Source organism: Pseudomonas sp. SMV7 (assembly GCF_052041995.1).
Classification (GTDB): Bacteria; Pseudomonadota; Gammaproteobacteria; order Pseudomonadales; family Pseudomonadaceae; genus Aquipseudomonas.
In genome coordinates, this window is record NZ_JBKGGT010000004.1 from 284,606 (window position 1) to 298,726 (window position 14,121).

Below are 14,121 nucleotides of genomic sequence, written 5' to 3' on the forward strand. Positions count from 1 at the left end.
CGAGGGGGCATTACAAGAGGCGCGTCCGGTGGTTCGCCGGATGGCGGGAATGAATCAGCGCAACAGGTACGGGATGTCGACCTTGACCGCGCCAGTGGGGCAGTCTTTCTCGCAGGGCATGCAGTACCAGCACTCGTCGAAGGCCATGTAAGCCTTTTGCGTGGCCGGGTTGATCGCCAGCAGGTCCATGGGGCAGACCTCGACACAGACGGTGCAGCCTTTTTCGGCGATGCATTTGTCTTCGTCGATGGTCACCGGGGCGCTGCTGCGAAAGAGGATTTCCTGGGGCTGGTAGGCCATTTCACGGGGTCCTTGGGGCCTTCATGGGCACCTTTTCATCTAGAGGCTTGCAGGTTCACCTGTGGGGACGGGGCCGACGCCTCGATAAATCCGCTCCCGCAGGGTAAGGTGTCGCTCAGGCGGCATCGGTTCTGACCCTCAAGCGGTCATAGGCAGTCTGCTCTTCGACATCCAATGCGATCAGGTACGGCTCGACTGCTTTCTTGAAACTGGTCATTTCACCGTTTTCGCCTTTTTTCAGGTGGCAATGGCAGAACCACTCGGCATCGTTGCGTTCGGGGAAGTCCACCCGGTGGTGATACAGGCCCCAGCGGCTTTCCTCGCGGAACAACGAAGCGCGCGCCGCCATCTCGGCACAATCGCGGATTACCGTGACTTCCATGGCGCGCATCAGCTCATGCGGGTTGCTGGCTTTCATCTGCTCGAGGTCGCGCTCGATCTCGGCAAAGCGCGCCAGGCCGATTTCCATTTTCCTGGTCACCTTCGGCGGCTGCAGGTAATCGTTAACCATGCGTCGCAGCTTGTATTCCACCTGCGCCGGCGGCAGACCATGCTCACGCTGCAGCGGGGCGAACACCCGCGCGCGTTCGCGCTCGACCTGCCCGGCATCGACCTCGGCCAGCTGCCGACCGGCCACGTATCGCGCGGCGTTCACCCCGGCAAACCAGCCATAGGTGAAAGCACCGAGCATGTAGTTATGCGGCACTGCGGCCATGTCGCCGGCGGCATACAGGCCCTTGACGCTGGTCTCGGCCTTTTCGTTGACCCACACCCCCGACGCCGAATGCCCGGAACAGAAACCGATCTCGGAGATGTGCATTTCGACCATGTGCTGGCGGTAGTCAGTGCCACGCCCGGCATGGAACTGACCACGGCTGGGGCGCTCGTTGCTGTGCAGGATGTCTTCGATGGTCTGGATGGTCTCCTCGGCCAGGTGGTCGAGCTTGAGGAACACCGGGCCATTGCCACCTTCGAGTTCCTGGTGGAACTCCCACATCATCTGCCCGCTCCAGTAATCGCACTCGATGAAGCGCTCGCCCTTGCTGTTGGCGGTATAGCCCCCCAGCGGGCCGGTGACATAGGCACAGGCCGGGCCGTTGTAGTCCTTGATCAACGGGTTGATCTGGAAGCACTCGAGGTTGGCCAGCTCGGCGCCAGCATGGTAGGCCATGGCGTAACCGTCACCCGCGTTGGTCGGGTTCTCGTAGGTCCCCATCAGGTAGCCGGACGACGGCAACCCCAGGCGCCCGGCGGCGCCGCAGGCGAGAATCACCGCCTTGGCCCGCACCACGCGGAACTCGCCGCTACGGCAGTCGAAGCCGAGGACACCCGCCGCCGCCCCGTCCCCATCGAGCAATACACGGGTGCAGACCATGCGGTTGCTGATCTCCACCCGGGCGCGCTTGAGCTGGCGGTACAGCACCTTCTTGATATCGTGCCCCTCGGGCATCGGCAGCACGTAGGCGCCCATGTGGTGAACCTTCTTCACCGCGTAGTCACCGGTTTCGTCCTTCTCGAACTTCACGCCCCAGCGGTCGAGCTGCTCGATGGTCTGGAAACTGTGAGTCGCGTAGGCATGAACCGTGGCCTGGTTGACGATACCGTCATTGGCCACGGTGATTTCCTTGGTGTATTGCTCGGGAGTGGCGTGGCCGGGAATGATGGCGTTGTTCAGGCCATCCATACCCATGCTGATGGCACCGCTGCGCTTGACGTTGGCTTTGTCCAGCAACAGCACGCGCAAGTGCTTGTCGTGCTCCTTGGCCTTGATCGCCGCCATCGGCCCGGCAGTGCCACCGCCGATGATGATGATGTCGTAGTCCTGGGTCTGGATACTCATGCCTTGCTCCCCTTCTGGCGGTCGATACGCAGGCGGTACTGGAAGGCATCGCCACGGTAATACAGGTGTTCGAAGTCCAGGGGTGTGCCATCGGCGGCGTGGGTCAGACGCTCGATACGCATGATTGGCGAACCCTCTTCCACCTCCAGCGCCTGGGTCAGGTCGCTGTCGGCCAGCACCGCATCGATCGCCAGGTCGGCGTGGCCGAGCGCGATGCCGCAGTCGTTTTCCAGCAGCAGGAAGATGTCACGGGTGACCAGGTCGGCCTTTTCCAGTTTTTCGCCAATGGCCTTGGGCAACCAGGTCAGTTCCAGGGACACCGGCTCGCGGTTGATCAGCCGCACGCGGTGGATCTCGGTGACCAGGCTGCCCTCCTCGACCTGCAGGCGCGCCGCCACCAGGGCACTGGCGGGCACATGACGGAAGCTGCGCAGGCGGTTGATCACTTCGTAACCCATCTGCGTCAATGACTCGCCCAGGCCCTGCAGGGTGCTGACGTTCTGGAACGCCTTGGGCTTGGCGACGAAGGTACCTTTACCGTGGATCTTGAAGATCAGCCCTTCTTTCTGCAGGTCGCCGAGCGCCTGGCGCACGGTTATGCGGCTGACATTGAAAGCCTTGCCCAGCTCGCTTTCGGAGGGCATGCGGCTGTGCGACGGATAGGTGCCATCAAGGATGCGCTCGCGCAGCAGTTCCTTTAGCTGGGTATAGAGCGGTACCGGGGACAGGGGAAGCAGTTCGGCCATGGGTCTCTTCGCTGGTCAGTGACTTGTTATAACAAGTTGTGACCAGAGCCTAGAGGGTATAAGCCTCGACAGGCAAATACTGATATCGCATATGGTTAGACGGATTTGCTGTGGCTTGTGCCGGCCCTGTTTGGCACCTTCAGCTCAAGAAAGGAAAAACAGCTACAGATCAAGGCGATGGACGCCATCGGCACAGATAGGTATCATGCGTGCGCGTTGCACTCGTAGCTCAGCTGGATAGAGTACTGCCCTCCGAAGGCAGGGGTCGTGGGTTCGAATCCCGCCGAGTGCGCCATCTTCCCTCACTTGTGTCAGAAGGGTTAGCGGTTCTGACACAAACCCGCCCTGATCCAATTCGCCGTAAAGGCTATCCAGCCCTACGCAAAACCTTCGAAATCAAAGCCGACGCCCACGCCTGAGCACCTACGCTCGCGAGCGACATCCACCCATGCTGGATCAAGGCGTTTCAGAACAATCGCAACGGCATGTTGACCACCAAGCGCACTTCGTCGTAACTGCCATCGATTTGCCCGCCATGGGCGCGATGGTTGTAGACGATGGTGCGCACGTTGGTGTCGCGCCAGGGGCCGCCCTGTAGCACGTAGCCGAGCACCAGGCCGTTCTCCTCATGCCGCGCACCGCGTAGGCCGCGCACGTTGTACCCGGCGTGGCGGCCATTGCGATCGCCCTGGTAGTGACTGCCATCGATGCCCCAGCCCTTGGCGTGCCACACCCCCAGGCTCAGGCCCGGCACGCCGTAGGCGCTGGCGTCGAAGTCATAGCGCAACTGCCAGGAGCGTTCGTTCGGGCCGTTGTAGTCCGAATACAGCGAGTTGGCCATGTAGTTGCCGGTCGACTCCCACACATAGTCGAAGTACTCGTTGCCCTCGATCTGCTGCCATGCCAGCGTCAGCCCGTGGGCCTGGTGCGTCAGCGTGGTGGCCAGGCTCCAGGCCTGGTTGTCGATGTAGCCCAGTTGCTGCTGGCCGCTGTCGCGGGTGCGGTAGTAATGAAAGGCAGGGCGCACAGCCAGCGCGGCCCGATCACCCAGCGTGCCACCCAGCCCCAGGTACAGCTGCTGCCAGGTATCTGCCAGCTGCGAGCCGTACAAACTGGCGGACAGCGCACCGCTGTAGCGGGCACCCACATAGCTGATCGAATCGGCCTTGACCGCCCGGTCACCGAAGGTGCTGGTCAGCCGTTCGCTGCCGGTGCCGGTGCGCGGGATCGCCCGGTCGAAGCGCCCGGCATCCAACTGCAGGCCAGCGATGCTCTGATCGCTCAACGCCACGCCCTGGAAGCTCGACGGCAACGCCCGGTTGTCCTTGTAGCGCAAAATCGGGTTGTCCAGGCGTTGCCGGCCGACCCGCAAGGTACTGCCGGCCAGGCGCAGGCGCAGCGCACCGACGGCCAGGCGGCTCCAGGTTGGAATAGCGTCGCCATCGCTGTCCACCAATACCCGGTCGCCACCATTGGCCACCCGGCCATGGCCGCGTTGCAGGTTGACCGCGCTGTACAACGAGGCATCCACACCGATGCCGAGCACGCCCTGGGTGTAGCCCGATGCATAGTCGAGCATCGCCGCCTGCACCCAGGTCTCGCGCACGCGCGTGGGGGTCAGGCGGCCGTCCTTGCGGATCGCCAGGTAGGTGTCGCCCTGGGTGTGCTGGTTTGAATAGTAGTGCCGCAGGTTGAGGTCCAGGCGGCTGCCGTCGATGAAGCCGGGCTGGCCCGCAGCCACACAGGGCGTGATCAGGGCGCAGCACAGAAGCGTGCGTCGTTGCATGTGCAAGTGTGTTCCTGTCCGTGAACAAAGGTCGCGGCCGCGCCTGCCTGGCACGGCGTGGAAGTCACTCGGGCCAGTGGCGGATCGGCCCGCGCCAGGTCTCGAAGGTCTTGGCCAGGCGCAGCAGCCAGGTGTCGGCAAAACGCGGGGCGACCATCTGCAAGCCGATGGGCATGCCTTGGTCGCTGAAGCCGCAGTTGATCGACAGCGCCGGTTGCTCGCCCATGTTCCATGGCACGGTGAACACGATGTGTTCGAATGGCCGTTGCGGGTCGTTGCCGGGCGAGGCCAGTTCGGCGGGATAGGCCTGCACCTGGTTGGTTGGTGACAGCAGCAGGTCGCATTGCTCGAACAACCGTGCGGCGCGCCGGCGCATCTCGAAGGTCTGGTTGAAGCCTTCCACCGCTTCTACCGCCGTCATGTGGCGGGCCGGTTCGGCCCACTGGCGGATGTACGGTAGCACCTGGGACAGGCGCTCGGGCGCCAGCTGGCTGAGTTCGCTCCACTGGCGCGCACGCCAGAAGCGGTCGAGGCCGTCAAGCAGGCGGCGCTCCATCAAGGGCGCCACTTCCACCAGCCTGGCACCCTGCGCCTCGAACAACCCGGCGGCGGCGCGCACCGCAGCGCAGGTCTGCGCGTCGGGCTGCAGACCGCAACCGGGCTCAAGTAGCAGCCCCACCCGCAATCCACGCACACTCACCGGGGCCAGGCCCCAGTCGAGCTCGGCTGGCGGCAGGCTGGTGGCGTCGCGTACATCCGAACGCGCCAGCACCGCCATCATCGCCGCGCAGTCGTCCACCGTGCGGGTCATCGGCCCGGCGCAGCGGCCGGTGTAGTACGGGTCGACAGGAATGCGCCCAAGGGTCGGTTTGAAGCCTACCAGGGCGCACCAACCGGCCGGCAAGCGCACCGAACCACCGATGTCGGTGCCTACGTGAAGCGGGCCGTAGCCTGCCGCCGCAGCCGCCGCAGCCCCGGCGCTGGAACCGCCGGGGTTGAGCGCCGTGTTCCACGGGTTACGGGTGATACCGTGCAGGCTCGACAAGCCCGAGGACAACATGCCGAAGTCTGGCACGCTGGTCTTGCCCAGCAATACCGCGCCCGCCTCGCGCAAGCGTGCCGCCGGTGGCGCGTCGGCCACAGCCAGGCGCGGCTCCAGGCCTGCGCAGCCCTGGTCGAGCATCTGGCCACGGGTAGCGATCAGCGACTTCAAGGTCACCGGCACGCCATCCAGCGGCCCGAGCGGCGCACTCTTGGCCCAACGTTGAGTGGACGCGGCGGCCTGCTCCAGTACCCGCTCAGGGGCGAACTGGCACAGCGCGTTCAGGGCTGGCTCGCGGCGCTGCACATGGTCGATCAGATACTGGTGGTACTCCAGGGGGGACAGCTCGCGGCGAGCATAAAGCGCCGTCAGTTCGCCCGCCGACAGCCACTGTAAAGGCCCGCCGCTCATTTGACACCTGCCGGCACACCGGCATTTTCTGCGGCTGGCACGCGCTGGCCGAACAGGCGCACGCAGCACAACCCCACTGCACCCATGAGCACGCTGAAGCCCACCGCCACCCACGGGTTCCAGGGCATCAGGGCAATCAGCAACAACGGCGTAACGCTGGCCCACAAGGCGTAGGCGATGTTGTAGGTGGCGGAAATTCCCGACACGCGAATCGCCGCCGGGAACAGTTCGACCATGAGCGACGGCACCACCCCGACCACGCCGCAGCACAGGCCGGCCAGCGCGTAGGCCGCGCCGACCAGCGGCAGTTCGAAAATCAGGCTGGCGTACAACGCCGCCACGCCGGCCGGCAGCAGTGCGCTGTGAATCGCCAAGGCGCGCCAGGGGCCGAGGCGGTCGGCCATGCGCCCGGCGAGCACGCAGCCGATATTCAGGAAGACAATGCCCACGCTGCTCAGGGCGAAGGTCTGGTCCGCCGGCAGTCCGAAACGCTTCTGCATCACCGTCGGGGTAATCACCACCAGCACCACCACCGCCGAGGTCAGCAGGCAGGTCAACAGCAGCGCTGGGGCGATGGCTGCCCGGTGTTCGCGCAGCACAGTGCGCAGCGGCACCTCCGGGTCGGCTGCACGGCGCGCCTGCAGGGCGATGAACACCGGCGTTTCGCTGAGCCAGCGGCGCAACCAGACACCGACCAGGCCGAACACGCCGCCGAGAATGAACGGTAGCCGCCAGCCGTGATCGAGCATCTCTTGTGGGGTGTAGACCCGCGCCAGCACCGCCGCGGTAACCGCGCCCAGCAGGTAGCCGAAGGTCAGCCCGGCCTGCAGCATGCCCAGGGCGAAGCCGCGGTGCCCGGCCGGCGCGTGCTCGGCAACGAACGCCCAGGCGCTGGGCACTTCCCCGCCCACTGCGGCGCCCTGCAGGATGCGCAGGGCCAGCAACAACAATGGCGCCCAATATCCGATCTGCGCGTAGGTCGGCATCAGGCCGATCACCAGGCACGGCAATGCCATCATCAGGATGCTCAGGCTGAACACGCGTTTGCGCCCCAGGCGGTCGGCGAAGTGCGCCAGCAGGATGCCCCCCAGCGGTCGCGCCAGGTAACCGGTGACAAAAATGCCGAAGCTCTGCAGCAGGCGCAGCCATTCGGGCATCTGCGGCGGGAAAAACAGCTCGCTGAGGATCAGCGCAAAGAACACGAAGATGATGAAGTCGTAGATTTCCAGCGCACCGCCCAGCGCGGCAAGACCCAAGGTCTTGTAATCGGCGCGGCCGAAGCGGGTGGGAACGTGTCGAGGGTGGGCCGTCATTGGCATGGCTGTCCTTTAGTCGGGTAACGGAGACGCCGGCAGCACCGGTCGGGCGAATGGTCACCGTGGCAGACGGGCGGGACAATCAAAAAGCGCGTCTGGGTTGCTTTTTCGCCTGAATCTGTACATTGAGTTTTGACCGCGAAAGCCAATAATCGGGCCACCTTTACTCACAAGATGACCCCATCATGGAAGATGTTCAACGCCAGATCGCCGCATTTGACCACCCAGACGTCGAAGCTGTGGCCATTATCCGCGGCCGTGTGCTGCACGCCTTGCAGACATTCCTGCTCGACCGTGACTTCCGCCAGCTGTTGCCCATCCTGATGTCGCCAATCACCGACCCACTGAACCACGCGGTGTACCCGGCCGAGATCCAGTACCAGCAGCGCCGCCTGAAACTCACCGCCAGCATGATCTTCCACAAGCAGCTGGCCCTGACTGCCCGCGGCCACGAGCGCATCTTCATCGTCGCGCCGAACATCCGCCTGGAAAAACCGGAGATCAAGGACTCCCAGCGCCACCTGCTGGAGTTTTCCCAATTCGACTTCGAGATCCGCGGCGGCACCATGCAGCAAGCCATGCAGCTGATCGAGCAGATGGTCAAGCACACCCTGGACGAGGTGCGTGAGCACTGCGCTGCGCAGCTGGCCCAGCTGGGCCGTGAGCTACCCCGCTACGAAACCGCCTTCCCGGTGTACAGCACCAACGAACTGCAGGCCGAACTAGGCGACGACTTCGAGCGCCTGATGTCGGAAAAGGCCCATACGCCGTTCTTCATCACCAACCACCGCCGCGAGTTCTACGACCGCGAGACGCCTGGCCAGCGCGGCCACTACAACAACTATGACCTGATCTGGCCCGAGGGTTATGGCGAGGCCCTGTCGGGCGCCGAACGCGAGTACGAGCATGGCCAGATCCTCTATCGCATGAACGAGCTGGACATGGACCTGACCCCGTTCGGCAACTTCCTCGAAGTCGCCCGCCAGGGTCTGCTGCACCCCAGCGCCGGTGGCGGGCTGGGCATCGAACGACTGCTGCGCTTCATCTGCGGCAAGCGCCATATCCGTGATGTCGCCCTGTTCGACCGCAGCGTCGGTAGCGACTTCCTGTTCTGAGCCCACCGCCCTCGCTCGGCCTGCCCTGACGGCAGGCCCTTTCCGGAGATATCCGCATGAACCCCTTGCGCATTCACTGGTGCTCGCCGCTCGACAGCGGCCAGCAGAAAGCCACCGACAAGTACGACACCGGACGCCTGGACTTCGCCGGTATCATCGATTTCGCCCAGGAAGCCGACGAACTGGGCATCGACTCGCTGCTGATGGGCATCAGCTACCACATGCCCGACCCGCTGCCGATGATCGGCGCGCTGGTGCGCGAAACCCGCAACGTAAAGTTCATCCTCGCCTACCGCCCCGGGCTGCTGCACCCGACCCTGTTCACCCAGGTGGTCAACACCCTGTCGTGGATGTCCGACAAGCGCATCGCGCTGAACCTGGTGGCCGGCATCTCGCCGGACGAGCAGGCGTACTACGGTGACTACGTTGCCCACGACGGCCGCTACGCGCGCACCTGCGAGTTCATCGATATTCTCAGGCGCTTCTGGGCCGGGGAAACCCCGCTCAGCCACCACGGCGACTTCTACCAGTTGGACAAGGCCCAGCTCGGCCTCCCGTTCAAGGACCACGAGCGGCCACGCCTGTATCTGAGCGGCGCCTCGGGCATCGCCCAGCAGGTGGCGGTATCGCACAGTGACTGCTGGCTGCGCTACGGCGACACCCCCGAGGGTATCGCCGAGGCCGCGCGCGAGGTACTCGCAGCCGGCCGCTCGGTAGGCATACGCATGCATGTGCTGGCACGGGAAACCCGCGAAGAAGCCTTGGCCGAAGTCGAGGCGATGATGGAAAACCCCGACCAGCAGCACCGCGAATGGGTACGCCAGTTTGTCGCCCGCTGCGACTCCGAGGCGGTCAAAACCTCGTTCCGTCTGGCCGAGGGCGCCCGCCACGACTGGTTGTCGCCGATGCTCTGGTCGGGCGCCGTGGCCTACCGCGGCGGCCCGGCGCTGTGCGTGGTGGGCAGCTACGAGGAAGTGGCCGCCTACCTGCTGGAGTACAAGAAGGTCGGGGTGAGCGAGTTCATCTTCTCCGGCTGGCCAACCCGCGACGAGATGCGCCGCTTCTGCCAGCACGTGCTGCCGCGCCTGCGCGAGCTGGAAGCCGACCTGGACCGCCAGCATGGTTGAGCATGCGCCGCTGCGCCGCTTCGGTGCTGGGCTGCTGCTGGGCCTGATGGCTGAACAGACGGTGCTGTTCGCCGTGCCGTTGATGGTCTATCAGGCCACCGGTAGCCTGCGCTATTCGGGGCTGGTGTTCGCCCTGGAGTGGCTGCCGGCGCTGCTCGCCTACCCGTTTGCCGGGGTGCTGGCCGACCGTGTTGGCGGGCGCACCCTGTTGCAGTGGGCCAACGTGCTGCGCGCCGCCAGCCTGGCGCTGACCGTGTTGTGCTGCAGCCTGGCGCCGGCCCTGACGGTATGGGCACTGGCGGCCAACGGCGTGCTGCTGTCGCTGCTGATGGCGCCGGTACGCATGGCCGTCGAGCGCACCGTGCCGCAGGTGGCGCCGGCCGAGCGCCTGGCGCACACCCAGTCGCTGGTGCAGAACATGGAGCTTCTGGCGCAGGTGCTGGGCCCCGCCTGCGCCGCCACGCTGGTGCTGTACAGCGGCAAGCTGGCGCTATTAGGCCTGGCCGCCGCCGCACTGCTGCTGGCAGCACTGTGCTGGCATGGCCTGCCCGACACCCACGCCAACAGTGCCCGGCAACCGGTGCCAGGCGCCTTGCGCCAAGGCTGGCAGCTGCTGCTGGGCAACCCGCCAATCGTCAGCCTGGCGCTGCTGAACTTCAGCATCAACCTGGCCTTCGCCTGCGTGCTCAGCGCCAATGCGTTCGTCGTAAGCGGCGTATTCCAGGCCGCCGACGGTGCCTTCGGCCTGATCAACAGCGCCGCCGGCGCCCTGGGCCTGCTGAACTTCCTGCTGGTGCCATGGCTGCTGAAGCGGCTGTCGATCCACCAGCTGGGCGCGCTGGGTTTCGCCGTGCTGTGCGGCGGGATCCTGGCCATGGGGCTGGCCAACGGCGTGCTCGCCTACGGTGCCAGCTTCGTCCTGGCGATGGCTGGCTGCACCCTGTTCAACGTGTTCAACCGTACCCAGCGAATCAAGGTGATCCCACGCGAGCACCTGGGCAAGGTGATGGGCCCGTTCTACCTGCTCAACCTTGCGTCCTACCCGCTGGGCGGCCTGCTCAGCGCCAGCATCGGCCAGCGCTACGGCATTCAGGGCCTGATCCTCGCCCTGAGCCTGCTGCTATGCATGCCGGGCGCCCTGCTGTTTCACCTGACCACGCGGCGCCTGAACGCCGCACTAGGTACTGATAACCCCGCCATGGAGGCATCCCGATGAACAGCCAACCCCTGTGCCTGCTGGCCACGGTCGAATCCGACTCGCACATGTGGAACCTGGTGTACTTGCAAATGTGGCTGAGCGAACGCGGCCTGGAGGTAAAGAACCTGGGCAGCTGCACACCGGTGCAGGCCGTGCTCGACGCCGTCGAGCAGCACCGCCACGCGCGTCTGCTGGTGATCAGCAGCGTCAACGGCCACGGTTACTCCCAGGGCCTGGCACTGATCCGCGCACTGCGCCAGCAGTACCCGCACCTGCACGTGGTGATCGGCGGCAAGCTGACCACCTCCGAGGAACAGACCCGCGCGGTGCGCGAAGAACTGCTGGGCGCGGGATACAACGCGGTGTTCACCGAGGCCGACGCCCTCGACGCCTTCCAGCACCACCTCGAACGCCTGGCCCAGGCCCGTTATTCGCTGGTGCTCGGCACCGGCGACGTGGCGCACTGGACCTGAGCCCCGTCTGCTGCCCGAACAAGGAACGAACCCATGCATATCGTGATCGTCAACCGCTGGCCGCGCTTCCACGATGGCCAGCGCTGGGACAACGAACTGACCCGCTACGAAGCCTTCTTCGACCACCAGGCCCACCGCATCAGTTATGTGGTCGACGGCCCCGGCGCGCTCGGCGTACTGGCGCCGCGCGAGCAGATCGCCCATCTGGTGCAGGTCGAGGACGTAAACCAGTACTCGCAGTTGCTGGCCGCGGTGACCGAGGTGAGTGAGCGGGTCGGTCCGGTAGACCTGCTGATTGCCTTGTCCGAATTCACCCTAGAGATCGCCGCCCAGGTGCGCCAGGCGCTGAACATCCCAGGCCATGGGCCGGACGAAGTGGCCGTTTACCGCGACAAGGCGCGGATGAAACAGGTGCTGCAGGAGCATGGCCTGGCCGTACCAGCCTTCACCCGCTGCCAGAGCCTGGCGCACACCCTGGCTTTCGCCGCGGAAACCGGCTACCCGCTGATCGTCAAGCCGGTGGACGGCGCCGCCAGCATCGGCGTGGTGCGGGTCGACGACGAGCGCCAGCTGCTGGCCGCCCTCGACGGCCTCGACCTGGCGCGCCACGAAGTGGAGGCTTTCGTCGAGGGCCAGGTGTACCACGTCGACGGCTACACCGACGGCACCGGCCAGGTGCCGTTCCAGGCCGTGTCGCGCTACCTCAATAGTTGCCTTGACTTCGCCCGGCGCCAGCCGTTGGGCTCGGTGTTGCTGCAGGCCTCGCCGTTGCGTACACGCATCGCCGACTTCAGCCGCCAGTGCCTGCAGGCGCTGGGGCTGCGCGATACCGCCTTCCACCTGGAACTGTTCGTGCGCGAAGACGGCAGCCTGGTGTTTCTGGAGGTGGGCGCGCGGGTCGGCGGCAGCGAGGTGCCGCACCTGATCAACCGGGTATTCGGCGTCAACCTCTACGAGCACTGGCTGAAGAACCTGCTCGGCGAGCCCGCCGCCCTGCCCGACCAGGACGGCGATCCCAGCGGCGGTTGGCTGATCATCCCCAAGCCGCAGCAACTGCCGTGCAGGGTGCTTGAGGCGCCGTCGCAGCGCACCCGGGTCGCCTCGCTGTGGCGCGAACTGCTGCCCCAGCCCGGCGAGGTGCTGGAGGCCGGCGGCGGCTATGACGCATTGCAAGGTGGGCGTTTCATCTTCACCGGCAGCGACCAGGCTGGCATCGAGCGAGACATCCGCCACGTCATTGAACACTACCGCCTGGAGGCGCAACCGGCATGAAACACGCCGCCCGTACCGAACACGACGACGCCGTGCTGCTTGCCCGGCTCACCCCTTACCTGAGCGACAACGACCAGCACGCCGTGCGCGTGTTCGGCGAACGCCTGATTGAAGCCGCCGGCGGGCTGGCGGGCCTGGCCGACTACCGCCTGATGGTCGCCTACGGCGGCGGCAAGGACAGCTCCTACACCGTATCACTGTTGCGCGCGACCCAACTGCACCTGGCCATCAGCCATGGCTGCACCTTCCACCTGCGCATAGCCAACATGCGCCATGCCGGGGTGGCCGATGCGGTGATGGCCAACATCGACCGGGCCTACCGCGCCCTGGCGTTGTACGGCGACCCGCGGGTCGAGATGCTGGTGGTCGACCACCGGCAGATCCGCCCATTCGAACGTCACCTGCCCTTCCCCAGCGAGGTGAAGGCGATGAACCGCTTCGACGTGCTGATGAACGGCCACCGTACCGCCGGCGACGGCCGCCCGACCTTCTGCAACAGCTGCAACCTTGCAGTTGCCGACTTCTTCGGCCGCGCCGCCTGGTGGCAGGGTGGCGTCGACGCAGTGGTCACCGGCGACTCGCGCAAGGAACAGAAGCACTACTTCACCTGGATCATGCGCCTGGCCGAACGCCTGGGGCTGGACGTCGAGGACTGCCGCCGCCAGGGCTTTCGCGGGCTGCTGCAGGCGCTGGACGGTATTGCCCAGGCCTACTTCATCGAGCTGCTTGGCGAAGGCTTCGACGCTGCCCTCGATGAACGTCGGGTCAGCACCGGTAACGCCAGCGGCGAGCCTGCGTTCATCAGCATCTACGACCTGGTGAGCTACCGCGTCGACGACCACTGGGAGCTGATTACCGAATTTCTCGGCTTCCGCTTCGAGGAGCTGGCGTTCAGCTTCACCGAGTCGGACTGCGCCAACCCGATGCTGATGGCGCACCTGCGCGGGCTCAAGGCCGAACAGGTGCAGGGGCGCAGCTATGACGAAGGACTGGCCGAATACCTGGAGCTGGCCCAGGCGCTGATGCGCAAGAAAGAAATGCCAGACCGCCTCATCGAGCTGGCCCTGGCGCCCTACGCCGACGCCGCCGGCAAGGCCAACCGGCGCGCCCTGGCCGACGGCTTCGCCCGCTCGGCCTTCGACCTCGACGAAGAGCAACTGATCTGCATGCAGTTCTCGCCCTTCGTCAGCCAGGGCCGCGACCTGGCGCTGTACCTGAGCCTGCGTCACCCGCAGCGGGTCGGGCGCCTGCCAGACCTGCACGCGCTGCTCGGCGGCCAAGCCGAGGACGAGGTGCTCGGCCACTGGCTCGGCGAGGTCAGCGGCCTGCCGCTGGCAGCATTGCGCAGCCTTTACCGGCACGCGCCCATCGACTTCGACAGTGATGCCTCGCTGATCGCCCGGGTGCGCGCCGGCGACCCACACAAGGGCCGTATCGTGCGCCACGACCCGGCCACCGGCGTACAGGTAGTCGAGCTGGTGTCGGGACGCTGACC

12 protein-coding genes and 1 tRNA gene are annotated in these 14,121 nt (G+C 65.6%); 7 read left to right on the forward strand and 6 right to left on the reverse strand.

Going from position 1 to position 14,121, the window contains the following annotated elements; all coding sequences use genetic code 11:
- Positions 1-54: 54 nt before the first annotated feature.
- The 3 genes from ACLEJP_RS07570 to ACLEJP_RS07580 form a co-directional block, all read right to left on the reverse strand.
- Positions 55-300, reverse strand: a complete 246-nt coding sequence (locus ACLEJP_RS07570; RefSeq protein ID WP_054887076.1) for a 4Fe-4S dicluster domain-containing protein — start codon at positions 298-300, stop codon at positions 55-57.
- Between the two features lie 115 nt (positions 301-415).
- Positions 416-2,140 carry a fumarate reductase/succinate dehydrogenase flavoprotein subunit gene (locus ACLEJP_RS07575; protein WP_440805217.1) on the reverse strand — a complete coding sequence of 575 codons (1,725 nt, stop codon included), beginning with the start codon at positions 2,138-2,140 and terminating at the stop codon, positions 416-418.
- Positions 2,137-2,886, reverse strand: coding sequence for a GntR family transcriptional regulator (locus tag ACLEJP_RS07580; RefSeq protein ID WP_289131618.1), 750 nt, complete (start codon positions 2,884-2,886; stop codon positions 2,137-2,139). Before ACLEJP_RS07580 ends, ACLEJP_RS07575 begins: the two co-directional genes overlap by 4 nt.
- A gap of 218 nt (positions 2,887-3,104) precedes the next feature.
- On the opposite strand from ACLEJP_RS07580, the gene ACLEJP_RS07585 reads away from it, so the two are divergent.
- Positions 3,105-3,181, forward strand: a tRNA-Arg gene (locus ACLEJP_RS07585).
- 171 nt (positions 3,182-3,352) lie between these two features.
- Here ACLEJP_RS07585 and ACLEJP_RS07590 read toward each other — a convergent pair.
- The 3 genes from ACLEJP_RS07590 to ACLEJP_RS07600 all read right to left on the reverse strand — a co-directional run bounded on the left by ACLEJP_RS07590 (position 3,353) and on the right by ACLEJP_RS07600 (position 7,438).
- Entirely contained in the window at positions 3,353-4,672 is a 1,320-nt protein-coding gene (locus ACLEJP_RS07590; RefSeq protein ID WP_440805220.1) for an OprD family outer membrane porin, read from the reverse strand.
- A gap of 64 nt (positions 4,673-4,736) precedes the next feature.
- Complete coding sequence (locus tag ACLEJP_RS07595) at positions 4,737-6,125, reverse strand: amidase (RefSeq protein ID WP_440805222.1); 1,389 nt, start codon at positions 6,123-6,125, stop codon at positions 4,737-4,739.
- Positions 6,122-7,438, reverse strand: coding sequence for an MFS transporter (locus tag ACLEJP_RS07600; protein ID WP_440805225.1), 1,317 nt, complete (start codon positions 7,436-7,438; stop codon positions 6,122-6,124). The genes ACLEJP_RS07595 and ACLEJP_RS07600 overlap by 4 nt, the downstream gene beginning before the upstream one ends.
- A gap of 188 nt (positions 7,439-7,626) precedes the next feature.
- Here ACLEJP_RS07600 and ACLEJP_RS07605 point away from each other — a divergent pair, with 188 nt between their 5' ends.
- From ACLEJP_RS07605 to ACLEJP_RS07630, 6 genes are read left to right on the forward strand one after another with little or no spacing between them, the layout of a single operon-like run.
- Positions 7,627-8,556, forward strand: coding sequence for an asparagine synthetase A (locus tag ACLEJP_RS07605; protein ID WP_440805227.1), 930 nt, complete (start codon positions 7,627-7,629; stop codon positions 8,554-8,556).
- A 56-nt stretch (positions 8,557-8,612) separates the two neighbouring features.
- Positions 8,613-9,683, forward strand: a complete 1,071-nt coding sequence (locus tag ACLEJP_RS07610; protein WP_186687713.1) for an LLM class flavin-dependent oxidoreductase — start codon at positions 8,613-8,615, stop codon at positions 9,681-9,683.
- Positions 9,676-10,899 carry an MFS transporter gene (locus ACLEJP_RS07615; protein WP_440805228.1) on the forward strand — a complete coding sequence of 408 codons (1,224 nt, stop codon included), beginning with the start codon at positions 9,676-9,678 and terminating at the stop codon, positions 10,897-10,899. Before ACLEJP_RS07610 ends, ACLEJP_RS07615 begins: the two co-directional genes overlap by 8 nt.
- Positions 10,896-11,354, forward strand: a complete 459-nt coding sequence (locus tag ACLEJP_RS07620) for a cobalamin B12-binding domain-containing protein (RefSeq protein ID WP_170027767.1) — start codon at positions 10,896-10,898, stop codon at positions 11,352-11,354. Before ACLEJP_RS07615 ends, ACLEJP_RS07620 begins: the two co-directional genes overlap by 4 nt.
- Before the next feature lie 33 nt (positions 11,355-11,387).
- A complete protein-coding gene (locus tag ACLEJP_RS07625) occupies positions 11,388-12,626 on the forward strand; it encodes an ATP-grasp domain-containing protein (RefSeq protein ID WP_440805231.1) in 1,239 nt (412 codons plus the stop codon).
- Positions 12,623-14,119 carry a hypothetical protein gene (locus ACLEJP_RS07630; RefSeq protein WP_440805234.1) on the forward strand — a complete coding sequence of 499 codons (1,497 nt, stop codon included), beginning with the start codon at positions 12,623-12,625 and terminating at the stop codon, positions 14,117-14,119. The genes ACLEJP_RS07625 and ACLEJP_RS07630 overlap by 4 nt, the downstream gene beginning before the upstream one ends.
- Positions 14,120-14,121: the final 2 nt, after the last annotated feature.